25 protein-coding genes are annotated in these 26,608 nt (G+C 71.8%); 11 read left to right on the plus strand and 14 right to left on the minus strand.

Features of this window, described 5'->3' with window-relative positions:
- From VFN12_RS13030 to VFN12_RS13045, 4 genes are all read left to right on the plus strand, one after another.
- A partial coding sequence (locus tag VFN12_RS13030) for a metal ABC transporter substrate-binding protein (protein ID WP_325119138.1) occupies positions 1 to 749 on the plus strand: 749 nt, incomplete at its 5' end.
- Positions 746 to 1,552 carry a metal ABC transporter ATP-binding protein gene (locus VFN12_RS13035; RefSeq protein ID WP_325119139.1) on the plus strand — a complete coding sequence of 269 codons (807 nt, stop codon included), beginning with the start codon at positions 746 to 748 and terminating at the stop codon, positions 1,550 to 1,552. The genes VFN12_RS13030 and VFN12_RS13035, both read left to right, overlap by 4 nt.
- Before the next feature lie 3 nt (positions 1,553 to 1,555).
- Entirely contained in the window at positions 1,556 to 2,551 is a 996-nt protein-coding gene (locus VFN12_RS13040) for a metal ABC transporter permease (protein ID WP_325119140.1), read from the plus strand.
- Positions 2,538 to 2,954 carry a Fur family transcriptional regulator gene (locus tag VFN12_RS13045; protein WP_325119141.1) on the plus strand — a complete coding sequence of 139 codons (417 nt, stop codon included), beginning with the start codon at positions 2,538 to 2,540 and terminating at the stop codon, positions 2,952 to 2,954. Before VFN12_RS13040 ends, VFN12_RS13045 begins: the two co-directional genes overlap by 14 nt.
- Positions 2,955 to 2,965: 11 nt before the next feature.
- On the opposite strand, the gene VFN12_RS13050 is transcribed toward VFN12_RS13045, so the two are convergent.
- Positions 2,966 to 4,621: a HAMP domain-containing sensor histidine kinase gene (locus tag VFN12_RS13050; protein ID WP_325119142.1), complete on the minus strand. Its 1,656-nt coding sequence runs from the start codon at positions 4,619 to 4,621 to the stop codon at positions 2,966 to 2,968.
- A gap of 92 nt (positions 4,622 to 4,713) precedes the next feature.
- On the opposite strand from VFN12_RS13050, the gene VFN12_RS13055 reads away from it, so the two are divergent.
- Positions 4,714 to 5,478: an isoprenyl transferase gene (locus tag VFN12_RS13055; RefSeq protein WP_325119143.1), complete on the plus strand. Its 765-nt coding sequence runs from the start codon at positions 4,714 to 4,716 to the stop codon at positions 5,476 to 5,478.
- Positions 5,479 to 5,532: 54 nt separating this feature from the next.
- Here VFN12_RS13055 and recO read toward each other — a convergent pair whose 3' ends face one another.
- Both recO and VFN12_RS13065 read right to left on the minus strand, forming a co-directional pair.
- Positions 5,533 to 6,261: a DNA repair protein RecO gene (recO, locus tag VFN12_RS13060; RefSeq protein ID WP_325119144.1), complete on the minus strand. Its 729-nt coding sequence runs from the start codon at positions 6,259 to 6,261 to the stop codon at positions 5,533 to 5,535.
- An 18-nt stretch (positions 6,262 to 6,279) separates the two neighbouring features.
- A complete protein-coding gene (locus VFN12_RS13065) occupies positions 6,280 to 7,137 on the minus strand; it encodes an alpha/beta fold hydrolase (RefSeq protein ID WP_325119145.1) in 858 nt (285 codons plus the stop codon).
- A 90-nt stretch (positions 7,138 to 7,227) separates the two neighbouring features.
- Here VFN12_RS13065 and VFN12_RS13070 point away from each other — a divergent pair, with 90 nt between their 5' ends.
- Positions 7,228 to 10,005, plus strand: a complete 2,778-nt coding sequence (locus VFN12_RS13070) for a PAS domain S-box protein (RefSeq protein ID WP_325119146.1) — start codon at positions 7,228 to 7,230, stop codon at positions 10,003 to 10,005.
- A gap of 4 nt (positions 10,006 to 10,009) precedes the next feature.
- On the opposite strand, the gene leuA is transcribed toward VFN12_RS13070, so the two are convergent.
- Complete coding sequence (gene leuA, locus VFN12_RS13075; protein WP_414690047.1) at positions 10,010 to 11,761, minus strand: 2-isopropylmalate synthase; 1,752 nt, start codon at positions 11,759 to 11,761, stop codon at positions 10,010 to 10,012.
- Between the two features lie 264 nt (positions 11,762 to 12,025).
- Here leuA and VFN12_RS13080 point away from each other — a divergent pair, with 264 nt between their 5' ends.
- The 5 genes from VFN12_RS13080 to VFN12_RS13100 all read left to right on the plus strand — a co-directional run bounded on the left by VFN12_RS13080 (position 12,026) and on the right by VFN12_RS13100 (position 16,530).
- Positions 12,026 to 12,460, plus strand: coding sequence for an SRPBCC family protein (locus VFN12_RS13080; RefSeq protein WP_325119148.1), 435 nt, complete (start codon positions 12,026 to 12,028; stop codon positions 12,458 to 12,460).
- Positions 12,457 to 14,040, plus strand: coding sequence for an NAD(P)/FAD-dependent oxidoreductase (locus tag VFN12_RS13085; protein WP_325119149.1), 1,584 nt, complete (start codon positions 12,457 to 12,459; stop codon positions 14,038 to 14,040). Before VFN12_RS13080 ends, VFN12_RS13085 begins: the two co-directional genes overlap by 4 nt.
- Before the next feature lie 49 nt (positions 14,041 to 14,089).
- Positions 14,090 to 15,157, plus strand: coding sequence for a YihY/virulence factor BrkB family protein (locus VFN12_RS13090; protein WP_325119150.1), 1,068 nt, complete (start codon positions 14,090 to 14,092; stop codon positions 15,155 to 15,157).
- 19 nt (positions 15,158 to 15,176) lie between these two features.
- Entirely contained in the window at positions 15,177 to 15,662 is a 486-nt protein-coding gene (locus VFN12_RS13095; protein WP_325119151.1) for a flavodoxin family protein, read from the plus strand.
- A 73-nt stretch (positions 15,663 to 15,735) separates the two neighbouring features.
- Positions 15,736 to 16,530, plus strand: coding sequence for a septum formation family protein (locus tag VFN12_RS13100; protein ID WP_325119152.1), 795 nt, complete (start codon positions 15,736 to 15,738; stop codon positions 16,528 to 16,530).
- A gap of 38 nt (positions 16,531 to 16,568) precedes the next feature.
- On the opposite strand, the gene VFN12_RS13105 is transcribed toward VFN12_RS13100, so the two are convergent.
- From VFN12_RS13105 to VFN12_RS13150, 10 genes are all read right to left on the minus strand, one after another.
- Positions 16,569 to 17,555: a hypothetical protein gene (locus tag VFN12_RS13105; RefSeq protein ID WP_325119153.1), complete on the minus strand. Its 987-nt coding sequence runs from the start codon at positions 17,553 to 17,555 to the stop codon at positions 16,569 to 16,571.
- Between the two features lie 115 nt (positions 17,556 to 17,670).
- Positions 17,671 to 18,603, minus strand: a complete 933-nt coding sequence (gene era, locus VFN12_RS13110; protein WP_325119154.1) for a GTPase Era — start codon at positions 18,601 to 18,603, stop codon at positions 17,671 to 17,673.
- Positions 18,596 to 19,381: a siderophore-interacting protein gene (locus tag VFN12_RS13115; protein WP_325119155.1), complete on the minus strand. Its 786-nt coding sequence runs from the start codon at positions 19,379 to 19,381 to the stop codon at positions 18,596 to 18,598. The genes era and VFN12_RS13115 overlap by 8 nt, the downstream gene beginning before the upstream one ends.
- A gap of 43 nt (positions 19,382 to 19,424) precedes the next feature.
- On the minus strand, positions 19,425 to 20,690 hold the full coding sequence (locus VFN12_RS13120; protein ID WP_325119156.1) for a class I SAM-dependent methyltransferase: 1,266 nt from the start codon (positions 20,688 to 20,690) through the stop codon (positions 19,425 to 19,427).
- Positions 20,687 to 22,063: an FAD-binding oxidoreductase gene (locus tag VFN12_RS13125; RefSeq protein WP_325119157.1), complete on the minus strand. Its 1,377-nt coding sequence runs from the start codon at positions 22,061 to 22,063 to the stop codon at positions 20,687 to 20,689. Before VFN12_RS13125 ends, VFN12_RS13120 begins: the two co-directional genes overlap by 4 nt.
- A 26-nt stretch (positions 22,064 to 22,089) precedes the next feature.
- Positions 22,090 to 22,446: a cytidine deaminase gene (locus VFN12_RS13130; protein ID WP_325119158.1), complete on the minus strand. Its 357-nt coding sequence runs from the start codon at positions 22,444 to 22,446 to the stop codon at positions 22,090 to 22,092.
- Entirely contained in the window at positions 22,439 to 23,746 is a 1,308-nt protein-coding gene (locus tag VFN12_RS13135; protein WP_325119159.1) for a hemolysin family protein, read from the minus strand. Before VFN12_RS13135 ends, VFN12_RS13130 begins: the two co-directional genes overlap by 8 nt.
- Positions 23,747 to 23,795: 49 nt before the next feature.
- Positions 23,796 to 24,254: an rRNA maturation RNase YbeY gene (gene ybeY / locus VFN12_RS13140; RefSeq protein WP_325119160.1), complete on the minus strand. Its 459-nt coding sequence runs from the start codon at positions 24,252 to 24,254 to the stop codon at positions 23,796 to 23,798.
- On the minus strand, positions 24,251 to 25,279 hold the full coding sequence (locus VFN12_RS13145; RefSeq protein ID WP_325119161.1) for a PhoH family protein: 1,029 nt from the start codon (positions 25,277 to 25,279) through the stop codon (positions 24,251 to 24,253). The genes ybeY and VFN12_RS13145 overlap by 4 nt, the downstream gene beginning before the upstream one ends.
- A 100-nt stretch (positions 25,280 to 25,379) precedes the next feature.
- On the minus strand, positions 25,380 to 26,570 hold the full coding sequence (locus VFN12_RS13150) for a hypothetical protein (protein ID WP_325119162.1): 1,191 nt from the start codon (positions 26,568 to 26,570) through the stop codon (positions 25,380 to 25,382).
- Positions 26,571 to 26,608 lie beyond the last annotated feature (38 nt).

A 26,608-nucleotide genomic window follows, 5' to 3' on the forward strand; every position in this document is an offset into this window, starting at 1 on the left:
TCGCCGGCAACCATGCGCAGGTCGAGGTGCTGACCCAGCCCGGGGGCGAGCCCCACGACGTCACCCTGTCGGTCAGGGAGACCGCGCTCGTGGCCGAGGCCGACGTCCTGGTCGTGGCCGGCGGCGTGCAGCCCGCGGTCGACGACGCCGTCGCGGACGCCTCCGAGGGAGGCACGGTCGTCGACACCTCCAGTCCCGACTTCGGGAGCGGCAACGCGCCGCGGGTCCGGTCCGACGACCCTCACTTCTGGCTCGACCCGCTGCTGATGGCCGACCTCGGCGACGAGGTCGCCGACGCTCTCGTCGACGCCGACCCCGACCACGCCGACTCCTACCGCGGCAACGCCGCCGATCTGCGCGCGGACCTCCAGGGGCTCGACCAGGCCTTCACCGAGGGGCTCGCCGACTGCGAGCGCACGACCGTCGTCGTCAGCCACGACGCCTTCGGCTACCTCGATCGGTACGGACTCGAGTTCGCCCCGATCGCGGGCCGCTCCCCCGGCGCCGAGCCGACCCCCGGCGACCTGGCGCGGCTCCAGGACCTGATCCGCACCGAAGGCATCACGACCGTCTTCTCCGAGCCCCTCGTCAGCCCCCGGATCTCCGAGACCCTGGCCGACGACCTCGGCATCCGCACCGACGTCCTCGACCCCGTGGAGGGGCTCAGCGACGAGACCGGCGACGAGGACTACCTGTCGCTGATGCAGGCCAACCTCGCCGCCCTGCGGGAAGCGAACGGCTGCCGATGACCACCGCGAGCGCCAGCGGCGACGCAGTCGTCGACCTGCGCAGGGGGGCGATCACGATCGCTGGTCGGCCGGTGGTGCGCGGGGTCGACCTCGTCGTCCGGTCCGGCGAGTTCCTGGCGCTGATGGGAGCCAACGGGTCCGGCAAGTCCACGCTCGTGCGCGGGCTGACCGGGCTGCGGCCGCTGGCCACCGGCGAGCTCCGGCTGTTCGACACCCCGTTCGACGACTTCCGCGACTGGCACCGCGTGGGCTTCGTCCCGCAGCGGAGCGGGGCGTCCTCGGGTGTCCCCTCCTCGGTGTGGGAGGTGGTCGCGTCCGGCCGGCTGACCCGCAGGCGGCTGCTCCACCGGCTGAGCCGCGCCGACCGCACCGCGATCGACGAGGCCATCGGCGTGGTCGGCCTGGAGCGCGAGGCCAGGTACGGCGTCTCCCAGCTCTCCGGCGGCCAGCAGCAGCGGGCCCTGATCGCCCGCGCCCTGGCCGGCCAGCCCGACCTCTTCTTCCTCGACGAGCCGACCGCCGGCGTCGACCTCCCGAACCAGCAAGCCCTCGCCCAGGCACTCGACACCCTCAAGCGCCGCGGCAGCACGGTGGTCCTGGTCGCCCACGAGCTGGGCGCGATGGCACCGCTGGTCGACCGGTCCGTGGTGATGCGGGACGGCCGGATCGCCTACGACGGCGAGCCCCTGGCCGACCACGAGGTCCACCACCCGGACTTCGGCGAGGCCCACACCCACCACCACTCCGAGCCCGGAGGGCGTGACCACTCCCCGCACGTCGGGTCCCCGCTGGACAGGCGCTGACCCATGGAGCTGCTCACCCTGGAGTTCATGCAGCGGGCGCTGCTGGCCGCGCTGCTCACCGGCCTCGCCGCCCCGGCCGTCGGCACCTACCTGGTGCAGCGGCGCCTGGCCCTCATGGGCGACGGCATCGGCCACGTCGCCGTCACCGGCGTGGCGGTCGGGCTGCTCTTCCACACCTCCCCGCTCTGGACGGCCGTGGTCGTCGCGGTGCTGGGAGCCATCCTGATCGAGGTGATCCGCGAGCGCGGGCACACCAACGGCGACGTGGCGCTGGCGCTGCTCTTCTACGGCGGCCTCGCCGGCGGCGTCCTCGTGACCGGCCTGGCCGGCCAGAACGCGGCCGACCTCCAGGGGTTCCTCTTCGGCGCGATCACCACCATCACCAGCGCCGACGTCTGGGTCACCCTGGTGCTCGCCGCGGTCGTCGTCCTGGTCTGCGTCGGCCTCTCGCCCCAGCTCTTCGCGGTCGCCCAGGACGACGAGTTCGCGAAGGTGGCCGGGCTCAACGTCCGCTTCTACAACGTGCTGGTGGCGGTCCTGGCCGCCGTGAGCGTCACCGTGGCGATGCGCACCGTGGGGCTCCTGCTGGTCTCGGCGTTGATGGTGGTTCCGGTGGCGGCCGCACAGCAGCTGACCCGGTCCTTCCGGACCACCCTGCTCGGAGCCATGGCCATCGGCACGGTCGCCTCCGTCGGCGGCCTGGTGATCTCGGCGTTCGCGTCCTTCCAGGCGCGGGTCTCGCCCGGGCCGACCATCGTGCTGCTCGCGCTCGCCATCTTTGCGGTGACCTGGCCGCTGGGTGCCGCCCTGCGCGCCCGTCGCCGGATGCGCGCCCCGTTCGCCGAGCTGGAGCCGGACCGGCACGAGGTGACCGACGAGCACCCGCACGTCCACGGCCCGGCGTGCGGCCATGTCGCCGTACGGCACGGGGACCACGTCGACTACGTCCACGACGGGCACCGGCACGCGCCGCACGGGAGGCACTATGACGAGCACTGACGGCGACCGCCCGGCCGCGGTCCCCGGCGGTCGCCCCACACGCCAGCGTCGCGCGGTCGCGGAGGTGCTGGGGACCTTCTCCGACTTCCGCTCGGCCCAGGAGATCCACGAGCTGCTGACCGGACGCGGCGAGGCGGTCGGTCTCGCGACTGTCTACCGCACCCTGCAGCGGCTCGCGGAGGCCGGCGAGGTCGACGTCCTGCGCACCGAGGACGGGGAGGCGATCTACCGGCGCTGCTCGCCCGCCCACCACCACCACCTGGTGTGCCGCACCTGCGGCGCGACCGTGGAGGTCGAGGGGCCCGCCGTCGAGCGCTGGACGCGGGCCATCGCGGAGGAGCACGGGTACGCCGACGTCAGCCACACCCTCGAGATCTTCGGCGTCTGCGCCTCCTGCCGCTGAAACGAGCCCGCTCAGACGGGGCTGTCCTGGACGACCGGACCCGTCGCCTCGCTCTCGACCGGAAGCCGGATCCGGAAGACGCTGCCGTTGCCGACCTCCGTCTCGACGTCGATCCGCCCACCGTGGCCCTCCACGATGGACCGGGCGATGCCGAGGCCCAGGCCGAGCCCGGGCACCGACTGCTCCTCGGCGTGCTGGCTCCGGAAGAACCGGGTGAACAGGCGGTCGCGGTCGGACGGCTGGATGCCGATGCCGGAGTCGGCCACGCAGATCTCGACCCGGCCACCGTCCGCCGCGAGCCGGACCTCCACCCGGCCACCGCGCGGGGTGTACTTGACCGCGTTGGAGATGAGGTTGTCGACCGCCTGGGCGATGCGCTGGCCGTCGACGAAGGTGAGCATGCTCGAAGGGGCGTCCAGTCGCAGCTCGACGCCCGCCGCCTGCGCGGCCGGGGCGGCCGCCTCGACGGAGGCCCGCACGATGTCGCCGAGGTCCTGCTTCGTGCGCACCACGTGCATCGGTCCCTCCTCGACCCGGGCCGTGTGCAGGAGGTCGGCGACCAGCCTGTTCAGCCGCTCCCCGTTGCGGGCCACCACCTCCAGCTGTCCCCGCTGCTCGGGAGGGAGGTCGTCGCGCTCGAGGAGGATGTCGACGTAGCCCCGGATCGAGGTGAGCGGGGTGCGCAGCTCGTGGGAGACCGAGGCCAGGAACTCGTCCTTGACCCGGAGCGCGCGCATGAACTCGGTCACGTCCTTGTAGGCCAGCGCGGCCCCTGCGAAGTGGCCCTGCTCGTTGCGGACGGTCCGCGCCGACACCGACAGGGCGCGCCAGGTCAGGGGGTCGTCACCCACCCACATCCGGCAGTCGTCGAACTCCTCGCCCTGGCTGGCGCGGTACGTCGGCATCTGCTCACGGGCCAGCGGGCTCGAGCCGTCCTCGTCGAAGACGAGCCCCAGCTGGCCGGCGTACCCGTCGTGCCCGTCGGGGAAGGCGAGCCGCATGAAGTCCCGGTGGCGACGGTTCATGGTCTGGTAGGCGCCGTCGCGGTCGAGCAGGAGCAGCCCGACGTCGACGGTGTCGAGGATGGCATCGGCGAAGCGCTGCTGGTGGTCGATGGTCTCCAGTGCGGTCGCCAGCCGCTTCCGCTCGAGGTCCCCCGCGTCCAGGATGCCCGCGAACGCGAAGCTCAGCCCGGCGGCCCCCAGGGACGCGAGCAGCGACCACGCCAGCTCTGCGCTGCGGGGCGCCGGGTGCACGAGCGCCGGCAGCGCGTAGAGCAGCAGGGTCGCGACCGTGGCGACCACGGCACCACGGCGCCGCAGCTCCACGGCACACCAGGTCACGGGGAGCAGCATCAGCGGTGCCAGGGCCCAGCCGGAGGCCTCCAGCCCTGCGGTCCCCAGGGTGGCGATGTCCAGGACCGGCACGACGCAGACGGCGCCCGCCGGGAGTCGGGACCAGGGGACGGTGAGGGCGAGCAGCGTGGTCATGGCGCCCATCAGGGCGGCGAGCCCGAACCACGAGCGCGGGGTCGTGAACGCGCCTCCGGCGACGAGCAGGAGGAGGGCGATGGCGAGAGCGACGGCGAAGGCCCCCTGCCAGGCCCTGGGGGCAGGCCGCCACGTGAGCGGCCCGCGAACGGGGCGCTGCTCCAGGTCGTCCCCCATCAGTTGCCTCTCCGGTCCCCGCGCAGTCGTCGACAAAGGATCCCAGAATCGCAGGGGACCGGGGCCAGAACCGCGAGGTCTATCCTGCTCCGGTGAAGCGATCCGCGCGCCCGCCCACGCCTCACCCGTCCGGTGCGCGGCCGCCGGACCTGCCCCGACAGCTGGTGCCCCGGCACGTGGCGATCGTGATGGACGGCAACGGCCGCTGGGCCCGGGAGCGCGGACTGCCCAGGACGGCCGGGCACGAGCAGGGTGAACACTCGCTGTTCGACGTCGTCGAAGGCGCGATCGAGATCGGGGTCAAGGCGATCTCGGCGTACGCGTTCTCCACGGAGAACTGGTCACGATCACCGGACGAGGTCCGGTTCCTGATGGGGTTCAACCGCGACGTGATCCGCCGGCGCCGCGACGAGATGCACGAGCTGGGGGTGCGGGTCAGGTGGGCCGGACGCGCCCCGCGCCTCTGGAAGTCCGTGATCCGGGAGCTGCAGGTCGCCGAGGAGCTCACCCGAGACAACGACGTGCTGACGCTGACGATGTGTGTCAACTACGGCGGCCGCGCCGAGCTGGCCGACACCGCGCGGTCGATCGCCCGCGAGGTCGCAGCCGGACGCCTCAACCCCGACCGGGTCGACGAGCGGACCTTCGCCCGCCACCTCTACGTCCCCGAGGCGGCCGACGCCGATCTCGTGTGGCGCACGTCGGGCGAGCAGCGACTCTCGAACTTCATGCTCTGGCAGGCGGCCTACGCGGAGTTCGTCTTCAGCGACGTGCTGTGGCCCGACGTCGACCGCCGGGACCTGTGGCGGGCGGTCGACACCTACGCTCGGCGGGACCGGAGGTACGGCACGGCCTGAGCGGGTGCCCGGTGCTCGTCGGTGGCGCTGCGGCACGAGCCGCGCAGGCAGCGGTCAGCGCTCGAGGTAGGCCAGCGACCGGAGGCCGCGCTCGAGGTGCCAGGCGACGTACGCCGCCACGACACCGCTGGCCTCCCTGAGGTGGCGCGGGTCGGCGGACTCCACCGCCGGCCAGTCACCGGCGAGGAGTGCGCCGAGGACCGTGATCGTCCCTGCTGCCGGGGTGGCCGAGCCCGGCACCCGGCAGGCGGCGCAGAGCACGCCGCCGGAGGCAGGGTTGAACCAGCGGTGCGGGCCCTCCTCGCCGCAGCGGGCACAGTGCTCGAACGACGGCGCCCAGCCGGCCACCGCCAGGGAGCGCAGCAGGTAGGAGTCGAGCACCTGGCTGGGGGTCTTCAGTCCGCCCGCCATGGCACGCAGGCCGCCCACGAGGAGAAGGAACTGCTGGGGAGACGGCTCGCGCTCCTCGGCCACGAGCCGGTCTGCGGTCTCGAGCATCACCGTGCCCGCGGTGTAGCGGTCGTAGTCGATCCCGATCCCGCCCCAGAACGGGGTCAGCGTCTCGGCCTGGGTGACCACGTCCAGGCTGCGCCCCTCCGCCAGCTGCAGGTCGACGTGGGTGAACGGCTCGAGGCGCGAGCCCCAGCGCGAGCTCGTGCGGCGTACTCCCTTGGCGACGGCTCGCACCCGCCCGTGCTGACGGGTCAGCAGGGTGATGATGCGGTCGGCCTCGCCCAGCTTGTGGGTGCGCAGCACGACCGCCTCGTCGCGGTAGAGGGGCACCCCCTCATTCTGCCCCGTTCAGGGGCTGGTCCGTCGGCGCCGTCCCGGTGATTTCCAGCAGGTCAGGGCGAACTGCGCCGCCTCGTGGTTCAGCCGCGCCGGCCGGGCGCGCCACTCCAGGATGCTGCGTGCCTTCACGAACGTGGCGTGGGGCATCTCCTCGGCGAGCATCGCGGCGTCAGCAGCCGGATGGATCGGGTCGGCGGGGTGCCCCACGATCAGCGCGGGCGCCTCGATGGCCCGTCGCTCGCGGGACGACGGTGCGATCCTGCCGAAGAACAGGCCGTGCACGACCGCCGCGACCGAGTCGGCCCGCTGGTCGCAGGTGTCGAGGCCGATGCCCACCCAGAACGGGACCAGGCCCCGCGGGATGGGACGCGTGATCATCCGGACGCCGTTGACCGTGAACGGCAGGAAGCGAGCGGCGAACATCAGCGGGGCGAAGGCCAGGATGCCCGCCTCCACCGCGTTGTTGAGGACCGGCATCTCCACGATCAGGCCACGCACCCGCTCAGGTGCGATGTCGGCGACCTCGAGCGAGACGTTGGCCCCCAGTGAGGTGCCACCGATGACGGCCTGCGGCGCGCCCAGGTGGTCCAGCAGCGCGATCACCTGCCTGCCGAACGCCGTCATCGAGTAGGCGTGCGGGTCGGCCGGCCGGTCGGAGCGGCCATGACCGAGGAGGTCGAGCGTGACCACGTGCAGGCCCTCGGCGGCGAGCGCCCTGGCCAGCGGCTGGTGCATCCGGCGGGGCATCAGCTGCCCGTGCAGCAACACCACCCACGACTCGCCGCTGCCGTACTCGGTGTACTCCAGCCGGTCGCGAGAAGATTCCGTGTCGAGGAAGAATTGGCCGATCCGTTCGGAGACGAGCATGGTGCGCAATGTAGTCGTGGCGGCGGGCCACCTCAGATCGGAGCGCCCAAACGGACCCAATCCGGCCCCGCGTGACCGACAATGGACGGCATGACCGGCTCGGGCCGTTACCCGTACGTCGGCGCACTTGCTGCGCTCGGCGCACTGGTCGCGGTCTACCTTGCGGGCACCCAGGCAGTCCATTTCGCTCCCGAGGGCACGCAGGTCGCGACGTGGTGGCCGGCCGCCGGCATCTCGGTGAGCCTCCTGGTGCTCGCCGGACGCCCCCGGTGGCCGGTGCTGACCCTCGGCATCGCCCTCGCCATCACCGCGGCCAACATCACCGGAGGTCGCGCGCTCGAGGTGTCGGTCGCGTTCGGCCTCGCCAACGCCGCCGAGGCGCTCGTGGCCGGCCTGGTGCTGACCTACGGCTCCCGGCGCGCCCGCTTCGAGTCTCTCGACGACTTCCTGCGCCTGGTGGGCGCCTCGATCGCCGGGGCCGCCGTCGTCGCCACCGGCGGGGCCCTCACGGTCGCCGAGCTCCTGGGCGGCGACTTCTTCGACACCTGGCGCTACGTCTGGGCGTCCCACGCCGCCTCGACGCTCGTGATCGTCCCGGTCGCGCTGACCCTGGGTCGAAAGGCCCACGACCGACGGTTGGCCGAGCTGGCGATCCAGGCCACCGCCCTGCTCGCGGTGACCCTGCTGGTGTTCGCGCCCCAGCAGCATCTCGCCATCGCCTTCGCGCCACTGCCCCTCCTGGTCTGGGCCTCGCTCCGGTTGGGCGTCCGGGCCCTGACCTGGGAGCTGCTCGGCACCAGCGTGCTGGTGACCGGCCTGACCGCGGCCGGCCACGGGCCGTTCGCGGCGAACGTCGCGAACGGCGTCAGCACGGTCTCCGGCGCCGGTGCGATGGCCCAGCTGTGGCTGCTCAGCGCCGCCCTGATGTCGCTCCCCCTCACCCTCACCGTCGAGCAGCGCGGCCAGCTGCTCGATGCCGTGACCGCTCGAGAAGAGCTGTTCCGCCGCAACTTCACGAAGTCGCTCACCGGGATGCTGCTGCTGAAGCCCCAACGGGAGCGGCTCGAGATCGTCGACGCCAACGAAGCGGCCCTTCGCCTGATCGGCGAGGAGACCGGCCGGCTCGTCGGCCGCTATCTCGACCGGGTGGTCGACCAGCCGGCCCTCGTCCGCTCGGCCGCGCAGGAGATCCTCGACGGCCATCGGGACGGCTGGACGGCACAGCTCGGACTGGTCGATCGTCCCAGGATCCGCGTGGACGTCTCGGTCTCGCTCATCTCCGGCGGGGACGATCCGGTGCTCGCCGCGCAGATGCTGGACGTCACGGCCGAGCACCATGCGCGAGCCAGGATCGAGGCGGCCGAGCAGCTGACGAGTGCCACGCTGGACACCGCGGCGTGCATCATCATGGTCGCCGACATGTCGGGCACCGTGGTGCGGGTCAACGCCGCCACCTGTGGCCTCACCGGCTTCAGCGAGGACCAGATCCTCGGGCGCCCGGTCTGGGAGACGATCGTCCCCGCCTACCGCGTGTCCCTGGTGAAGGAGATCTTCTCCTCCCCCGACGGCGCCGCCGTACCGGGGAGCCGGGAGGCAGACGTGGCGAGGGCGGACGGCGGGCTGCTGCGGGTGGTGTGGAACAACAACATCGTCTTCGACGACGACGGCCGGGCGGCCTACGTCGTGATGACCGGCATCGACGTCACGGCCGAGCGGACAGCCGCCGGGCTGATCGACCACCTGCTGAGGGCATCGAACACGACGGCTCTGGTCGGCATCGACCACCTCGGGTGCATCTCGCTGTTCAACTCGGGGGCCAGCGCGCTCCTCGGGTGGGACCCCGACGAGGTCGTCGGCATGCCCTTCACCGACCTGCTGGACCCGGACGAGCTGGAGGCCCGGACCGCCGGCAGCGCCTGGCCGGGCACCTTCGCCGCCCTGGTCGAGAGCGTCGGCGACCAGGGCGAGACGCCCGTGCAGGACTGGACGTGGCTCGCGGCCACCGGGGCGCGACCGACGGTGTCGATGACCCTCAGCGTGGCCGCCGACGCACCCGCCGCACGCAACGGCTTCCTGTGCGTGGGGCGTGACGTCACCGAGCAGCGGCACAGCCAGGCCATGCTCATCACCGCGCTCGAGACCGAGCGGAGGGCCGTCGAGCGGCTCCGCAAGCTCGATGCGGCCAAGGACGAGTTCGTGTCGACGGTCAGCCACGAGCTCCGCACTCCGGTCACCAGCATCATCGGCTACACCGAGCTGCTGACCGACGGCTCCATCGTCAAGCCGGACCCCGCACAGCTCCCGCTCTTCGACACCATCGCCCGCAACGGCGAGCGCCTGATCACGATCTGCAACGACCTGCTGATGATCGGGGAGCTGGAGTCCGGTGGGGTCGAGATGGCGCGCGAGACGGTCGACCTGTCAGACCTGATGAAGTACGCCGAGGCGAGCCTCGTCCAGCTCGCGAGGGGACGCCACCTGGGCCTCGACGTCGACGAACCCACCGAGGCGACCGTCGTGCTGGGCGACCGGATGCAGCTCGAGCGGGTCCTCGAGAACCTGCTCAGCAACGCCGTCAAGTTCACCGAGGACGGCGGCGAGGTCACGGTCCGGCTCACCCGCACCGACACCGAGGCCCGGCTGACGGTGGGCGACACCGGGATCGGCATCCCCGACGAGGAGCAGGCCGGCCTGTTCCAGAAGTTCTTCCGCTCCTCGACCGCCCAGGCAAAGGCGATCCAGGGCGCCGGTCTCGGGCTCTCCATCGTCTCCGGCATCGTCTCCGGGCACGGCGGAAGGGTCGCGGTGCGGTCGGCACACCAGGAAGGGACCGAGATCACCGTGGTGCTCCCCCTGCACCGCACCTAGCCCGTCAGGGTGTCGCCCGGTTCACCGCCGAGATGACCGCCTTGAGCGAGGCGGTGACGATGTTGGCATCCAGCCCGACGCCCCAGAGGACCTCGGACTCACCGGAGGCGCCGGAGACGGCGCACTCGACGTACGCCGCCGCGATGGCGTCACCGCCCGAGGACAGGGCGTGCTCGTGGTAGTCGAGCACCCGGACGTCCCAGCGGGGGCCGGTGCTGGCACCGGGCAGGTCGTTGATGGCATTGACGAACGCGGCGATCGGACCGTTGCCCTCGCCGGTCAGCGAGACCGGTGAGCCGTCGACGTAGACGTTGACCGAGAGCTGGTCCCGCTCCCCCGCGGCCGAGGACGTGTGCACGGAGTTCAGTCGCAGCGGCGCCTCCCGGTCGAGGTACTCGGCGGAGAACACCGTCCAGATCTGGTCGGCGGTCATCTCGCCGCCCTCGGTGTCGGTGCGCTCCTGGATGACCCGGCTGAACTCGATCTGCGCGCGTCGCGGCAGGTCCAGGTTGTGCTCGGACTTCAGCAGGTAGGCGACCCCGCCCTTGCCCGACTGGCTGTTGACCCGGATCACGGCCTCGTAGGTCCGGCCCACGTCCTTCGGGTCGATGGGCAGGTAGGGCGCCTCCCACTCGACGTCGGCGACGTCGACGCCGGCCTCGTCGGCGCGACGGTCGAGGTCCTCGAGGCCCTTCTTGATCGCGTCCTGGTGGCTGCCCGAGAAGGCCGTGTAGACCAGGTCGCCGGCGTAGGGGTGCCGGGGGTGGACCGGCAGCTGGGTGCAGTACTCGACCGTCCGCCGGATCTCGTCGATGTCGGAGAAGTCGATCTGCGGGTCGACGCCCTGGCTGAAGAGGTTCATGCCGAGGGTGACCAGGCAGACGTTGCCGGTGCGTTCGCCGTGACCGAACAGGCAGCCCTCGACGCGGTCGGCGCCGGCCATCATCGCCAGCTCGGTCGCCGCGACCGCCGTGCCGCGGTCGTTGTGGGGGTGCAGGCTGACCGTGGTGTGCTCGCGCCGGGTCAGCTGCCGGCTGAACCACTCGATCTGGTCGGCGTACACGTTGGGCGTGGCCATCTCGACCGTGGCGGGCAGGTTGAGGATGATCTCGCGGCCGTCGGCGGGCTGCCAGACGTCCGAGACCGCCTCGCACACCTCGACCGAGAACGGCAGCTCGGTCCCGGTGAAGATCTCGGGGCTGTACTCGTAGCCGATGAGGGTGCGGTCGAGATGGTTCTCGGCGTGCTTCATGACGAGCTGGGTGCCGCGCACCGCGATGTCCTTGATCTCGTCACGGCCGGCGTGGAACACGACCCGGCGGAACAGCGGGGCCAGCGCGTTGTACAGGTGGATGTTGGCGTGGTGCACCCCGACCAGGGACTGGACCGTGCGCTCGATCAGGTCTTCCCGCGCCTGGGTGAGCACCGAGATCGTCACGTCCTCGGGGATCCGGTCCTGCTCGATGAGCTGGCGCACGAAGCTGAAGTCGGTCTCGCTCGCCGCGGGGAAGCCGACCTCGATCTCCTTGTAGCCCATCCGCACCAGCAGGTCGAACATCGTGTGCTTGCGGGCCGGTGTCATCGGGTCGATCAGCGCCTGGTTGCCGTCGCGCAGGTCCGTGCTCAGCCAGCGCGGGGCCTGGGTCACCGACCTGGTCGGCCACGTCCGGTCGGGGAGGTCGATGGGCGGGAAGGGTCGGTAGCGGTGCACCGGCATGCCGCTGGCCCGCTGGGTGTTGCCGAAAGGTCCGGTCATGGAAGTCATGGGTTTCCTCGCTTGGTTCGCCTGGGTGCCGGTGGCGCGACCTCCGCAGCGAGGGGCCCGGCGGAGCTCAGACCTCGCTGCGGCGGCGAAGAAGCCCTTCGAGACGCGCGCCGAGCGCGCTCCTCAGGACAGGCAGGTGCTTCGTCATGACGGGCCCACGATAACCCACTCCCCACCGACGCGGGATCCCGCGGACCGGGCCGCGAGACGTCCGGTCCCCGCATGCGCGGCCACACCGCGGGTACGTTCCGGCTCGTGAGCACCAACACCCGCCTCGTCCACGCCACCCCCGACCAGGTCTGGGCGATCCTCGCCGACGGCTGGCTCTACCCGCTCTGGGTGGTGGGCGCGTCCCGGATGCGCGAGGTCGACGGCGACTGGCCGGAGCGGGGAGCCCGGCTGCACCACTCGGTCGGCACCTGGCCGGTCCTGCTGAACGACACCACCGAGGTGGTCGACGCGAACCCCGGGGTCAGGCTCGACCTGCGGGCCCGCGCCTGGCCCAGCGGCGAGGCGGCGGTCGCGCTCCACCTGCGACCGAACGGCGGCGGCACCGAGGTGGTGCTCGAGGAGGATGCGGAGGCCGGTCCCGCCACGCTCGTGCCCAAGCCCCTGCGCGATCCCGCGCTCCGGTGGCGCAACGTGGAGACCCTGCGGCGCCTCGCATACCTGGCAGAACGACGTCCGTGACCTACGACGCCGTCGTGGTCGGCGGCGGCCCCAACGGCCTGGTCGCCGCCAACCACCTCGCCGACCGCGGCTGGTCGGTCGTGGTGCTGGAGGCCCAGCCCGAGGTCGGCGGTGCCGTGCGCAGCGCGGAGGACGTCCACCCCGGGTTCGTGCACGACACGTTCAGCGCCTTCTACCCCCTGGCCGCCGTCTCGACCGCCATCCGGGAGCTGAGGCTCGAGCAGCACGGCCTGCGCTGGCGGCACGCGCCCGCCGTGCTGGGGCACCCGCTCCCGGACCAGGACTGGGCCCTGCTGCACCGCGACCGGGAGGTCACCGCCGCCCTGATGGACTCCGCAGCTCCCGGGGACGGGCAGGCGTGGCTCGACCTCTGCGGCGAGTGGGACCGGATCGGCGGTCAGCTGGTCGACGGCCTGCTGACGCCGTTCCCACCAGTCCGCGCGGCACTGGCGGGTCTGACCCGACTCCGCGGCGTCGGTGGGCTGGACTTCGTCCGGACCCTGCTGACGCCGGCCACCGAGCTGGGCCGGACCCGGTTCGACGGCATCGGGCCGCGACTCCTGCTCGCCGGAAACGCGGGCCACAGTGACATCCCGCTCGACGCACCGGGGTCGGGGCTGATGGCGCTGATGATGACGATGCTGGGCCAGTCGGTCGGGTTTCCCGTGCCGGAAGGCGGCGCCGGAGAGCTGAGCCGGGCACTGGCCCGCCGGTTCACCACGCTGGGCGGCGAGATCCGCTGCGGCGCGGAGGTGACCCGGGTCCTGACCTCCCACGGCCGCGCCTGCGGCGTCGGACTGGCCGACGGGGAGCGAGTTGTCGCTCGCCGGGCCGTCGTTGCCGACGTGGCCGCCCCCCACCTGTTCGGACGCCTGCTCGACCCGGCGGACCGCCCGGCCCGCGTGGTGCGGGGGATGAGGGACTTCCGGATGGACCCGAGCACGGTCAAGGTCGACTGGGCGCTGGACGGACCCGTGCCCTGGGCACAGCAGCCGGCGTACCCGCCCGGCACCGTGCACGTCGCCGACTCGACTGCCGAGCTCACCGAGGCGCTCGGGCAGGTGGCCGCCGGGGCGATCCCGGCCCGGCCGTTCCTGCTGGCCGGACAGATGACCACCACCGACCCGACCCGCTCTCCTGCCGGGACGGAGTCGATGTGGGCCTACGCCCACGTACCACAGGAGACGGCGTACGACGCCGGCGAAGGCGACATCCGGGGCGTCTGGGACCGCGACGACTGCGAGCGGTTCGCCGACCGGATGCAGGAGAGGATCGAACGCCTGGCCCCCGGTTTCGGCAGCCGGGTCGTCGCCCGCAGGATCCTCGGCCCACGCGAGCTCGAGGCGAGGGACGCCAACCTGATCGGTGGCGCGGTCGGAGGGGGCACCGCCCAGCTGCACCAGCAGCTCGTGTTCCGCCCCGTCCCCGGCCTCGGCCGCGCCGAGACGGGAGTCCCCGGTCTCTACCTGGGCTCGGCCTCGGCGCATCCGGGTGGTGGCGTGCACGGCGCCTGCGGCCGGAACGCCGCGCGCGCCGCGCTGCTGCACGATCGCGCGCGGCGACTCGTCCCCTGGACGTGATCGGCCGCCCCACCTGCATGAACCTGGTCCGGACGGGCACGGGTGGTCCATGACCCTGGCCGACCAGCGGGAGACCCGGCTCGTCGCCGAGCCCGATGCCGGCAAGCTGGCCTCCCCCACCGAGCTGGAACCTCGCACCTGGCGCTACGTGGCGCGCCGGACGCTGCGCGAGTTCACCTCCGACGAGTGCACCGACCTCGCCGCCGCGTTGACCTACTACGCCGTCCTCGCCGTGCTACCGGCCGCGATCGCCCTGCTGTCCCTCCTCGGCCTGGTGGAGCAGAGTGACGACGCCGTCGACGAGGTGCTCTCGATCCTCAGCACCCTCGGCGGTGGCTCCATCGTGGACGGCATCGAGCCCACGCTGACGGAGCTGAGCCGCTCGCAGGCGGCCGGGCCGGCGCTCGTGCTGGGCCTCGCGGGGGCGCTGTGGTCGGCCAGCGGGTACGTCGGTGCGTTCGGCCGGGCCATGAACCGGATCTACGAGATCGGCGAGGGACGGCCGATCTGGAAGCTGCGACCGGCGATGCTCGTGCTGACCGTGGTGCTCGTCGTGCTCGCCGCCGCCGTACTGCTGACCCTCGTCCTGACCGGCCCGGTCGCCCTCGCCGTCGGCGACGCGCTGGGCCTCGGTGCGTCCGGTGTGCTGATCTGGGACATCGTCAAGTGGCCGGTGCTGCTCGCGGTGGTCGTGGTCATCGTGGCCCTGCTCTACTACGCGACGCCCAACATCCGGCAGCCACGGTTCCGCTGGGTCAGTGTCGGGGCCGTCCTGGCGATCGTGATCTGGAGCGTGCTGACGGCGGGCTTCGGCTTCTACGTGGCCACGGTCGGCTCCTACGACAGGACCTACGGCGCGCTGGCCGGCATGATCGTCTTCCTCCTGTGGCTCTGGCTGACCAACCTCGCGCTGCTGTTCGGCGCCGAGCTCAACTCCGAGCTGGAGCGAGGGCGCGAGCTGCAGTCCGGCGTGGCGGCCGAGGAGACCATCCAGCTGCCCCCGCGCGACACCCGCCAGCTGGCCAAGTCACGAGCCGCGGAGGAGAAGGTCCTGCGGAAGGGGCGGGAGCTGCGCCACAGGCGGCACCACAAGCACCGTCGCCACCGCAACGGCTGATCGCGGCTACCGTCATCGTGTGGCCCGACTGCTGATCGTCCACCACTCCCCCACGGAGCTGGTGCAGTCCCTGACCGACGCCGTGGTCGCCGGCGCCAACGACGACGAGGTCGTGGGTGTCGACGTGGTCGTCAAGCAGGCCCTCGAGGCCGATGCGGACGACGTCCTCGCCGCCGACGGCTACCTGCTGGGGACGACCGCGAACTTCGGCTACATGAGCGGCGCACTCAAGCACTTCTTCGACACGATCTTCCTGCACGCCGGCGGCGCGCTCTCCGAGGACGGATCCGCCGCGGCGGGAGGCGGGGGCAAGAAGCCGTTCGGGCTGTGGGTCCACGGTCGATACGACACGACGGGAGCCGTCAGGTCGGTGCTCGCGATCGTCGGCGCGCTGCCGTGGAACCAGGCCGCGGAGACGCTGGAAGTCCTCGGCGACGTGGGCGAGGAGGAGCGCGCCGCGGCGTACGAGCTGGGCGGGACGCTGGCGGCGCTCCTCATGGAGTGATGCTGCGGCGGCCCGGCACGGCGGTACCATCGCGCCATCCGACCGATCGTCGAGCCGTCTGGAGGGGCCGCGTATGTCTCGCGTCGTGCGCGCTCTGGCCCTGGTGCTGGTCCTCCTCGTGACCGGCTGCGGGGAGGACGGACAGGGCAGCAACGTCGACCCCGAGCTGGTCGACGCGGTCGAGGCGCCCGAGCTCGGGGCCTGCCGCGTGCTGACTCCCGACGACGTCGCGCTGCCCAGCAACGCCACCGAGACCGTGAACTGCGAGGAGCAGCACAACGCCGAGACGTATGCCGTCGGGCAGCTGCCGGCGGCGCTCGACGACGCGGGCTACGACGATCCCGAGGTGGGCGCGTTCGCCTACGACCGGTGCAGCGAGAAGTTCATGACGTTCCTGGGGGCCGACGAGAGCGTGGTGATGCGCACCGTCGTCAGCTGGGCCTGGTTCCGGCCGTCCGAGAAGGCGTGGGACGAGGGCGCGCGGTGGTATCGCTGCGACATCGTCGGCGGTGGCGACCAGAGCGAGTCGTACGTCGACCTGCCCCGGACCGCCGAGGGCCTCCTGCTCCGGCAGGCCGACCGGTGGATGGTCTGCGTCAACGGCGACTCGGTCGCCGAGGCGCCGAAGATTCCCTGCTCGGAGGAGCACAACTGGCGCGCGGTGACCACGATCAAGGTCGGCGAGGCCAGCGAGAAGTACCCCGGCGACCGGGTGGTCGAGGTGAAGACCCGCGACTTCTGCTCCGACTCGGTGGGCGCCTGGCTGAGCTACCCCGTGGACTACGACTACGGCTACACGTGGTTCCACGAGGCCGAGTGGGAGGCCGGGAACCGGCGCTCCATCTGCTGGGCGCGGACCGACCAGTAGCGGCCGCTCAGGCTGTTCGAGGCGATCTGTGTAGATCCTCATGCAGCTGACGACGGACGATCTACACAACCCTGGGTGAGCGGACATCCGGGGTGGCACGGGCGCGGGCGTCCCGTCCAGCCTCGTGCGATCAGGATCCGAGCGACCGCCGCGGCGAGACGACACGGGTCGAGCACCTGCTTCCAGCCGACTCGGACCGTGACATCACCGCGCACGGCTGCATCGATATCGCGATCCAGGTCCGCCCACCGGTCCCCCATCGCCTCATGACCGATCCGGCCGTCGAGCTCGACGGTGGTGTGCAGGTCGACGTACTCGACGTCTCGGTAGTAGACGCGTCGACCGATCTGGACCCGGCGCTGCCGAGTGGCTGTCGGAAGTCCGTGGGGACGCTCGACCCGCACGAGATATCGACGCTCCAGGACGGAGTAGGCACCGTTGGCCGCGTCCTGCAGGATCGAGAGCAGGAGCTGCCGTCGAGCCAGGTGCGATCGCTGACGCAGGGCTTCCGCTAGCCGGTCCGGCGTCGTGTGCCGCCACTGGCAGGCATCGGCGAGCAGGGCGACAGCGCCTTCCTCGGTGGACGATCTCGACGCCACGGTCAGCAGGGCATGGTCCACGCGCACCCGCGGCGGACTGAGGTTCAGCTGCGCCTGGACGTCGAAGTCGGTGCGGCGGCTGACCGAGATCCCGGCTCCCTTCGCCACGCTGCGGGTGCGGTCGATCGCGACCTCGATCCGCGAGCCCGACCGTGCCCCGGTGGCGCGCACGCCGTGCGCAGCCAGCGCGGACACCCCGTCCAGGGCGGCCGGCCAGTGGTAGAGCACCGCCGCCCACGCGCGCTGCTTCCAGCTCGGCTCACCTGTGTGATCCACGTACACACCGTCGTGGAGCCGGGCCCAGACCCGGCGGCGGAGCAGTCGGGCGATGTCATGATCACGGCCGCCGCCCTCCACCAGCACCTGGCGCCGGGAGATGACGCCACTCTGCAGCACCATGAGATCGGCAATGGCGAGATCGTCCATGTCGCAAGGGTGCCCGGCTCGGGTACGTGCGCGACCGCTGCCGGGCGGGACTGTGGAAGCCACGACGAAGCAGTGCGCTGTGGACGGATTCGGGTCAGGCCGAAGTCAGCGGCCGCTAGAACCCCAGCCGACGCAGCTGGCGCGGGTCCTTCTGCCAGTCCTTGGCGACCTTGACCCGCAGGTCGAGGTAGACCGGGGTGCCGAGCATCGCCTCGATCTGGTGCCGGGCCGCCGTGCCGACGGCGCGCAGGCGCGAGCCCTTGTGGCCGATCACGATCCCCTTCTGGGAGGACCGCTCGACGAAGAGGTTGGCGTGGATGTCGAGGAGCGGCCTGTCCTCGGCCCGGCCCTCGCGCAGTCCCATCTCCTCGACCACCACGGCGATCGAGTGCGGGAGCTCGTCGCGGACGCCGTCGAGGGCCGCCTCCCGGATCAGCTCGGCCGCGATCATCTCCTCCGGGGAGTCCGTGAGCTCCCCGTCGGGGTACAGCTGGGGTCCCTCCGGGATCAGCCCGACGAGGAGGTCGGCCAGCAGCGAGACCTGGTCACCCGACCTGGCCGAGACCGGCACGATCTCCGCCCACTCGGTCTCGGTCGCCCGGCCGAGCTCTGCGATGTCGAGCAGGTGGGTGCCGATCCGCTCGGGCGTCGCCAGATCGGTCTTGGTCGCGACCGCGATCTTCGTCGTACGTCGCACCTTGGCCAGCTCGCCGACGATGAACCGGTCTCCGGGCCCGATCTTCTCGTCGGCCGGGAAGCACACCGCGACCACGTCGACCTCGGCCCAGGTCGTGCGGACCAGGTCGTTGAGCCGCTCCCCGAGCAGGGTGCGGGGCCGGTGCAGGCCGGGGGTGTCGACGAGGATGAGCTGGGCGTCGGGGCGGTGCACGATCCCGCGCACGACGGTGCGGGTGGTCTGCGGCTTGTCGGAGGTGATCGCGACCTTGGAGCCCACCAAGGCGTTGGTCAGGGTCGACTTGCCCGCGTTCGGGCGGCCGACGAAGCACGCGAAGCCGCTGCGGTGGGCCGGGGTCTCGGGCTCAGCCATCGCGCGCCTCGTCGTACTCGGCCCAGATCTGCTCGTCGGACTTGCCGGCCGCCTTGCCGGCGCGCCAGATCGGCCCCGGGTCGACCGCGCGCGGCTGGCGCCGGGTCACGCCGCGCCAGTAGCCCATCACGTCGTACGCCGCGCTGGGCAGCTGCCGCTCGCGCATCAGGTGCTTGCGGATCGCCCGCATCTGGGCGGACTCCCCGGCCATCCAGAAGTAGCCGTCGCCGGGCGGCCAGTCGATCGACTCGACCACCGCCGCGAGGGCGCTCTGTGCCTCTCCCGGCGGGTCGAGCCAGGTGACGTCGGGGCCCTCCGGGAGGTAGCCGGCCAGGTCGTCGGGCACCTCGGCCCAGATCCTGGTCTCCACGGGCTCGGTCCGGTCGAGCATCGTCTCGGCGATCCTGGCCATGGCCGGCATCGCCGTCAGGTCACCGACCAGCAGCAGCCACTCGGCCCCGGCCGGCATCGCGAACGAGCCGCGCGGCTCGGTGACGGTGACCTGGTCACCGACGCAGTCCCGGGTCGCCCACTCGGTCACCAGCCCGACCTCGTGGACGACGACGTCGAGGACCAGCTCGCCTCCGTCCCACGACCGCACCGTGTAGTAGCGGCACTGGAACTGCCCGGGCACGATCAGGCCGACCCACTCGTCCGGGATGCCGGTCGACTCGAACCCCGCCAGACCGTCGCCGGCGAGGGTGAGGCGGAGCAGGTGCGGCGAGAGGGTGTCCCGGGCCACGAGCTGCGCGTCGTACCGCCGGGCCCTGGTGCTCACGCCCCAAGGCTAGGCGCTGACCCGCCCGAAACTTTCGGGCGGGTCACCAGGTGGGGCGGAGCGGGAAGCCGTCGTCTCCGGCCTCGGTGGTACGCACCGCCAGCACGTGGTCGAGCTGGATCTCGTTGCGCTCGAACGCCAGCCGCGAGCCGGCCATGTAGAGGCCCCAGACCCGGGCGGTGCCCTCACCGACCTCGGCGACGCAGGCGTCCCAGTTGTCCTTCAGGTTCTGGCACCACGCCGCGAGCGTGAGGGCGTAGTGGCGGCGGAGGTTCTCGGCGTGCATGACCTCGAGGCCGACGTTCTGCACCTCGGTGATGATCCGCCCGGCACCGGTGAGCTCCCCGTCCGGGAAGACGTACCGGTCGAGGAACGCGCCGATGTCCTGGCGGTGGTTGTGGGGCCGCGTGATGCAGTGGTTGAGCAGCCGTCCCTCGGGGCGCAGCCGGTCGCGCAGATGGGCGAAGTACGCCGGGTAGTTGCGTACGCCGATGTGCTCGGTCAGGCCGATCGAGCTGACCGCGTCGAAGTCGGACTCCATGACGTCGCGGTAGTCGAGATGGCGCACCTCGGCCAGGTCGGCGAGGCCCTCGCGGTCGATCGCCTCCTTCGCCCAGGACGCCTGCTGCCGCGAGAGGGTGACACCCAGGGCCCGGACGCCGTACTCGCGGGCGGCGTGCCTCACCATCCCGCCCCACCCGCAGCCGACGTCGAGCAGCCGCTGGCCGGGCTGCAGGTCGAGCTTGCGGGCGACCAGGTCGTACTTCTCGAACTGCGCCTCCTCGAGCGTCGCGTCCGCGCTGGGGTAGACCGCGCACGTGTAGGTCATCGAGGGCCCGAGGACGAGCTCGTAGAACGCGTTGGACACGTCGTAGTGGTGGGAGATGACCTCGGCGTCGCGGCCCATCGAGTGTCGCAGTCCCTCCATCGCGCGCCGCCACCGCGGAAGCGCCTCGCCCGGCGGAGGCGGCGGTGGCCGGAGGGTGCCGAGGCCGAGGCTGCGGACGAGCTCCACCGCCTCCGACGGCGAGGGGGCCCGGAACGACAGGTTGTTCTGCAGGAGGACCAGCGCGTCGTAGGGATCCCCCGGGTGCACGCCGTGCAGGAGCAGGTCGCCGGACACGTAGGCGCGCGCCATGCCCAGGTCGCCTGGCGCGGTGAGCAGGTAGGCCAGGCCGCGAGGGTTGACCAGCTCCAGCCCGATCTCCGCGTCCGGCGGGCCCGCCGAGCTGCCGTCGTACGCCGTGAAGCGCACCGGCATCCCGCCACGCAGGAGAGACTCCATCGCCTCGCCGATCTTCATGGTCATAGTCGTCGCACCGCCTTGTCGTAGAGGGTGGTCAGTCGGTCGTCGGGGTCGTGGATCGCCTTGACCCGGGCGAGGTTCGGCCCGTCGTAGAGGCGGTCGAAGGTGTCGCGGTCGTAGAACGCCTCGGAGTAGAGCGACTTGTGGCCGCCGAGCTCGAGCATCTTGTCCTCGATGGCGCGGTTCAGCGGCGCGTCCGCGGCCTCGGGGCCGACGTGCACCGTGCCCCAGAAGCCGATGTTGACGAAGGTGACGCCCGGCTCGAGCGGGTAGGAGGGCCAGGCGCGCTGCGCGACCACCGGGCACAACCAGACCGGCCGCATGCCGATCTGCTCGTCGAACCAGGCCAGGAACTCCGGCAACCGGTCGACCGGGACCTCCACGTCCTGGATCACCGACTCGCGCTGCGGCCGACCGGCCCGGCGGTCCAGCCGGTCCGCGATCCCGAACCGCTGGTCCAGGCGGACCAGGCGGTGGTAGACGTCCGAACGCCGCCAGCGGCGTGGCCAGAGCCGGCGTACGACGGGGTGCTGGGCGCCGAAGGCGCGCGAGCACCAGAACCAGTCGGTGTCCCACCGCCACAGGTAGTCGTAGGTGGTCAGCCGGTCGGTCTCGCGCTGCTGGAGCGACCGGTAGAAGATCCGGTTGCCTGTGTAGTCGCTGGGGGGTGCCTCATCATGATCGTCACCAACGGCGCCGTCGTCCCAGCGGGCGAGGGTGAGGTAGAGCTCGTCGGGCGCGAACCCGACGCCGTCGACGGCGTCGACCGCGGATCCGTCGTAGCGGCCGGTCTCGACGACCTCGGCCAGCGTCTTGGCGAGCATCCCGGCCTCGTCGAACCGGAGGTGCCGCAGCGACACGTGCCCCGGGACCTCCTCGAGCGTGATCCGCAACCGGGTGGCGTAGCCCAGCGAGCCGTAGGAGTTGGGGAAGGCGTCGAACAGGTCGTCGCCGGGCCGGGTGGTGACCACCTCGCCGGCACCGGTGAGCACGTCCATCTCGAGGACCGACTCGTGCGGGAATCCGTTCCGGAAGCTCGTGGACTCGATGCCGAGCCCGGTCACGGCGCCGCCGAGGGTGATCGTGCGCAGCTGGGGGACGACCAGGGGGATCAGCCCGTGCGGGAGGGTGGCGTCGACCAGGTGCTCGTAGGTGCACATGCCCTGGACCTCCGCGGTCCGGGTGGCCGGATCGACGTCGATCACGCCGGTGAGGCCCGAGACGTCGAGGCCGGCGGCGGATCTCGCCCGGGGCCGGAACAGGTTGGACGTGGGCTTGGCCAGCCTCACCGGCACGCCGTCAGGGAGGGCAGCGTAGGAGGAGCACAGCCGGTCGACGGCTGCGCGATGCTGGTCCCACCCACGCCGGAGAGGCACGTCTCAAACCTAGCGGACCCCGACGGTCAGGGGTGGTGAACCGTCTGGACGCTCCGCCCCGCCGGGTCGCCGCGGTGCACGACGACGCCGGTTCCGCCGAGGTCGCCCAGGGCAGCCAGGTCCTGGGGGTCCACCGTGTCGGCGTCGGTCAGCACCACGGCCGCCTCCAGGCCCCGCGAGCCCGAGGCGACCGCCATCGCGACGCAGACCTGCACGGCGGAGAGCCGCAGCGAGGGCAGGTCGACGGTGGCCGCGGCGTAGGTGCGCCCGTCGCTGTCGCGACAGGCGGCGCCCTCGGCCGACCGCACCCGGGCCCTGGTCGCGCGGGCCAGGGTGACCAGCTTGGCGTCCTCGGCGGACAGCTCCACCGCTCCCTCAGCCATCGGCTGCCTCCCGGTGGTGCTCGGTCTCCTCAGCCGCCGCCGGGGTGATCAGGACGGTCCCGATCTTGTTGCGACGTCCGGTGGTCTGCTCCGCCTCGAAGCGCAGGCCGTGTGCCTCCACGTGCGAGCCGGGGATCGGGACGCGACCCAGGTGCTTGGCCATGAGGCCGCCGACACTGTCGACGTCCTCCTCGTCGACCTCGAACCCGAACAGCTCGTGGAGGTCGTCGACGGGGAACCGGGAGGAGACCCGCGCGGAGCCCTCGTCGAGGACCTCCACCTCGATCTCGTCCTCGTCGAACTCGTCGGTGATCTCGCCGACGATCTCCTCCAGCAGGTCCTCGATCGTGATCAGGCCGGCCGTCCCGCCGTACTCGTCGACGACGACGGCGATGTGCTGGCGGTCGGCCTGCATCTCCGCGAGCAGGGCGTCCACCGGCTTGGAGTCGGGCACGAAGTGGGCCGGGCGCATCACCTCCTCCACCCGCTGGGTGAACTCCACGTCGGGCGCCTCGAAGTCACGTCGGACGAGGTCCTTGAGGTAGGCGAAGCCCAGGACGTCGTCGAGGTTCTCGCCGATCACCGGCACCCGGGAGAAGCCGCTGCGCAGGAACAGCGACATCGTCTGGCGGAGGTTCTTGTAGCGCTCGATGTAGACCACGTCGGTGCGCGGGACCATCACCTCGCGGGCGATGGTGTCGCCGAACTCGAAGACCGAGTGGATCATCTTCCGCTCGCCGGACTCGATGACGGCCGACGCTTCCGCGAAGTCGACCAGCTCGCGGAGCTCGGTCTCGGTCGAGAACGGTCCCTCGCGGAAGCCGCGGCCAGGCGTGATCGCGTTGCCGATCAGGATCAACAGCCGCGGGAGCGGGCCGAGCACGGTGGTGACGACGTACAGCGGCGTTGCGGAGGCGAGGGCGACGCGCTCGGGGTGCTGCCGGCCCAGGGTTCGCGGGGCGACCCCGATCACCACGAAGGAGACGACCAGCATGATGCCGATGGAGGTGGCGGCGGCCGACCAGAAGGCGCCGTCCCAGGCGTTGCGGACCAGCTGGGTCACGATCACCGTCGCCGCGATCTCGCAGAGCAGGCGCAGGAAGAGCGCGGTGTTGAGGTAGCGGACGGGGTCGGCCAGCAGCTCCGTCAGCCGCCTCGCACCCGCGCGTCCCTCGGCCAGCAGCTCGTCGGCGCGGGCACGAGAGGCGGAGGACAGGGCGGCGTCGGCCGCCGAGAAGAGCCCGGCGAGCACCACCAGGGCGGCGGCCGCGACGACCAGCCACACGTCGGCAGAAGTCATCGGGGTCCCCGGCGAAGCGTGAGTGCAGCGAGCGGAACGTTCCGGTGGATCATTGCGGTTCGAGCGCCCGCCACTCGGCGAGCAGCCGGTCCTGCAGTCCGAACATCTCCGCCTTCTCCTCGGGCTCGGCGTGGTCGTAACCCAGCAGGTGGAGGATCCCGTGGACCGTCAGCAGCTCCACCTCGGCGAGGGCGCCGTGGCCCGCGGTCTCCCCCTGGCGCTCGGCCACGGCCGGGCACAGCACCAGGTCGCCGAGCACGCCCTCCTCGGGCTCCTCGTTGACCAGTCCGGGCCGCAGCTCGTCCATCGGGAAGGCCAGGACGTCGGTGACGCCCTCCTTGTCCATCCACTGCGCGTTCAGCCCGGCGATCGTCTCCTCGTCGACGGCCTTGATGCACAGCTCGGCCAGCGGGTGCACCCGCATCTTGTCCAGCACGAACCGGCTCAGCGACGCCAGGTGTCGTACGTCGAGGTCGCGGCCGGACTCGTCGAGTACCTCGATGCTCATGAACGGCTACCGGGCTTGCCGGCCTTCTGCCCGGAGAAGTCGTTGCGTGCGTCGAAGTCGTCGTAGGCCGCGACGATCCTCCCGACCAGACGGTGCCGGACGACGTCGTGGCTGGTCAGCCGGTTGAAGCAGACGTCCTCGACGCCCTCGAGGATGTCCTCGACCACCTTGAGCCCCGACCGGGTGCCGCCGGGCAGGTCGATCTGGGTGACGTCGCCGGTGACCACGATCTTCGAGCCGAAACCGAGCCGGGTGAGGAACATCTTCATCTGCTCGGGAGAGGTGTTCTGGGCCTCGTCGAGGATGATGTAGGAGTCGTTCAGCGACCGGCCGCGCATGAACGCCAGGGGCGCGACCTCGATGGTCCCGGCGGCGAGCAGCTTCGGGATCGAGTCGGGGTCGATCATGTCGTGCAGCGCGTCGTACAGCGGCCGCAGGTAGGGGTCGATCTTCTCGCTGAGGGTGCCCGGCAGGTAGCCGAGGCGTTCGCCGGCCTCGACCGCGGGCCGGGTCAGGATGATCCGGTTGACGTTCTTGGACTGCAGCGCCTGGACCGCCTTGGCCACGGCGAGGTAGGTCTTCCCGGTGCCGGCCGGGCCGATCGCGAAGGTGATCGTGTGCTTGTCGATGGAGTCGACGTAGCGCTTCTGGTTCAGCGTCTTGGGCCGGATGGAGCGGCCCCGGTTGGACAGGATGTTGAGCGAGAGCACGTCGGCGGGGCGTTCGCTCGTCTCGGCCCGGAGCATGTGGAGGACCCGCTCGACGGTCTCGACGGTGACGCCCTGACCGGTGCGGATGATCGCGACCAGCTCGTCGAGGAGCCGTTCGGCGAGGGCGACCTCGCCGGGGTCGCCGGTCATCGTGATCTGGTTGCCGCGGACGTGGATGTCGGCCGCGAAGGCCTTCTCGATCAGACCGAGGTGCTCGTCGCCGGGCCCGAGAAGGCTGACCATGTTGATGCTGTTCGGAACCTCCACCGTGTGGCGGGTGCCGGGAGTTCCCTCGCGATGTTGCGTGTCAGTCATGGATGCCCGGTGGGGGCGGTCCTTCCGGTCGACGATGTGAGCACGTCCATGTTACGGGAGCAGGGGCGCTGGGCCCACTCGATTGGGCCCCAGAGGTGCGTCAGGGCCCGGTGACCTGCAGGATGCCCAGGCACATCTCGTCGGTGGTGCCTTCCCCCCACACCACGTAGCGCTCGGGCTGGCCCTCGAACGCCGGCAGCTCGTCACGCAGCCACTGCACGTGCCGACAGGTCACCTTGACGGTGTCCCCGGCCGCCAGCCGGTAGGGCTTGACCGGTGTGGCTCCCTGGTTGTCGAAGTCCCAGACCGGGATGTCGAGGATGGTCCGCGCCCGGTCGGTGCCCGGGTTGACCTCGACCTCGATCGAGCGGCCCAGCAGGTGCATGTGGCCGGCCACGCCTCGGACGGTCGCCGGCTCGGAGACGGTCCGGGTGCACGACTGGACGTTGCCGGGCCGCGGCCCGCCACCACACAGGAAGTAGAGGCCGTCGGCCGCTCCGCCCGCCCGGCCGAAGCGCTCCTGCACGTCGGCGACCGCGGCGTCCCGGTCGCACAGCGCGCCCTGGTCGTGGGCGGGACGGCACGGCAGCTCGACCGGAGCCGGCAGCAGCATGGTCCTCAGCTCGGTCAACCGCCGGTCGATCGGAGCGAGCCGCAGCTGGGTGGCCGACACGTCCTCGTCGGTGCCGGCGAGCAGGTTGTAGTGGACCTGCATCACGATCCGGGAGCCCTGGTCGAGGCGGACGCCGTACCCGGCCTGGTTGACGGTCTCCGCGCCACCGGGAGCCCACGCGCCCAGCCAGGGCGCGTCGTCGAGGCTCTCGACCACGTCGAGGCCGGTGCCGCCGAAACAGGTCCACCCCTCCCCCGTCGTCGCGGCGTCCATGCTCTCCGCGCTGTCGACCTGGTCGGGCGGGACCCGGAAGAGGATGACGTGATGCACGACGTCGGGGTTGCCGGGCAGCACGTTGGTGCCGGTCAGCCAGGCGTCGCGGTCGAGCCCGGGGTCCAGCAGGAAGCAGCGGTAGTCGTCGGTGCCGGCCCCGTGGGGAGCCGACGGCTCGTAGGGCTCGGGCATCCGCAGGGTCACGCGCCGTTCACCGGGACGCAGCGGCTTGGGCGCGGCCGCCGCCTCCGCGGCCTGATCACCGTCGTGGGAGCTCTCGGGCGACGCCTCCGGCTGGGCCGAGGAGTCGTCCTGCTCACCGGTGGCGCTGCAGGCCGACAGCGCGAGAAGGAGCGTCCCCGCCGCCGCCAGTCGACGGGGCGGCCGCGTCACGGTCAGGGCCACGCTCACATGCTGTCACGGCACCGGTGACCGCCGTACCC

Source organism: Nocardioides sp., assembly GCF_035703625.1.
In the GTDB taxonomy this organism is placed as follows: Bacteria; Actinomycetota; Actinomycetes; order Propionibacteriales; family Nocardioidaceae; genus Nocardioides.

Coding starts and splice junctions, on each gene's coding strand:
- VFN12_RS13035 (WP_325119139.1), top strand. CDS start 746: ATGACCACCGCGAGCGCCAGCGGCGACGCAGTCGTCGACCTGCGCAGG.
- VFN12_RS13040 (WP_325119140.1), top strand. CDS start 1,556: ATGGAGCTGCTCACCCTGGAGTTCATGCAGCGGGCGCTGCTGGCCGCG.
- VFN12_RS13045 (WP_325119141.1), top strand. CDS start 2,538: ATGACGAGCACTGACGGCGACCGCCCGGCCGCGGTCCCCGGCGGTCGC.
- VFN12_RS13050 (WP_325119142.1), bottom strand. CDS start 4,621: ATGGGGGACGACCTGGAGCAGCGCCCCGTTCGCGGGCCGCTCACGTGG.
- VFN12_RS13065 (WP_325119145.1), bottom strand. CDS start 7,137: ATGCTCGTCTCCGAACGGATCGGCCAATTCTTCCTCGACACGGAATCT.
- VFN12_RS13070 (WP_325119146.1), top strand. CDS start 7,228: ATGACCGGCTCGGGCCGTTACCCGTACGTCGGCGCACTTGCTGCGCTC.
- leuA (WP_414690047.1), bottom strand. CDS start 11,761: ATGACCGGACCTTTCGGCAACACCCAGCGGGCCAGCGGCATGCCGGTG.
- VFN12_RS13090 (WP_325119150.1), top strand. CDS start 14,090: ATGACCCTGGCCGACCAGCGGGAGACCCGGCTCGTCGCCGAGCCCGAT.
- VFN12_RS13100 (WP_325119152.1), top strand. CDS start 15,736: ATGTCTCGCGTCGTGCGCGCTCTGGCCCTGGTGCTGGTCCTCCTCGTG.
- VFN12_RS13105 (WP_325119153.1), bottom strand. CDS start 17,555: ATGGACGATCTCGCCATTGCCGATCTCATGGTGCTGCAGAGTGGCGTC.
- era (WP_325119154.1), bottom strand. CDS start 18,603: ATGGCTGAGCCCGAGACCCCGGCCCACCGCAGCGGCTTCGCGTGCTTC.
- VFN12_RS13120 (WP_325119156.1), bottom strand. CDS start 20,690: ATGACCATGAAGATCGGCGAGGCGATGGAGTCTCTCCTGCGTGGCGGG.
- VFN12_RS13130 (WP_325119158.1), bottom strand. CDS start 22,446: ATGGCTGAGGGAGCGGTGGAGCTGTCCGCCGAGGACGCCAAGCTGGTC.
- VFN12_RS13135 (WP_325119159.1), bottom strand. CDS start 23,746: ATGACTTCTGCCGACGTGTGGCTGGTCGTCGCGGCCGCCGCCCTGGTG.
- ybeY (WP_325119160.1), bottom strand. CDS start 24,254: ATGAGCATCGAGGTACTCGACGAGTCCGGCCGCGACCTCGACGTACGA.
- VFN12_RS13145 (WP_325119161.1), bottom strand. CDS start 25,279: ATGACTGACACGCAACATCGCGAGGGAACTCCCGGCACCCGCCACACG.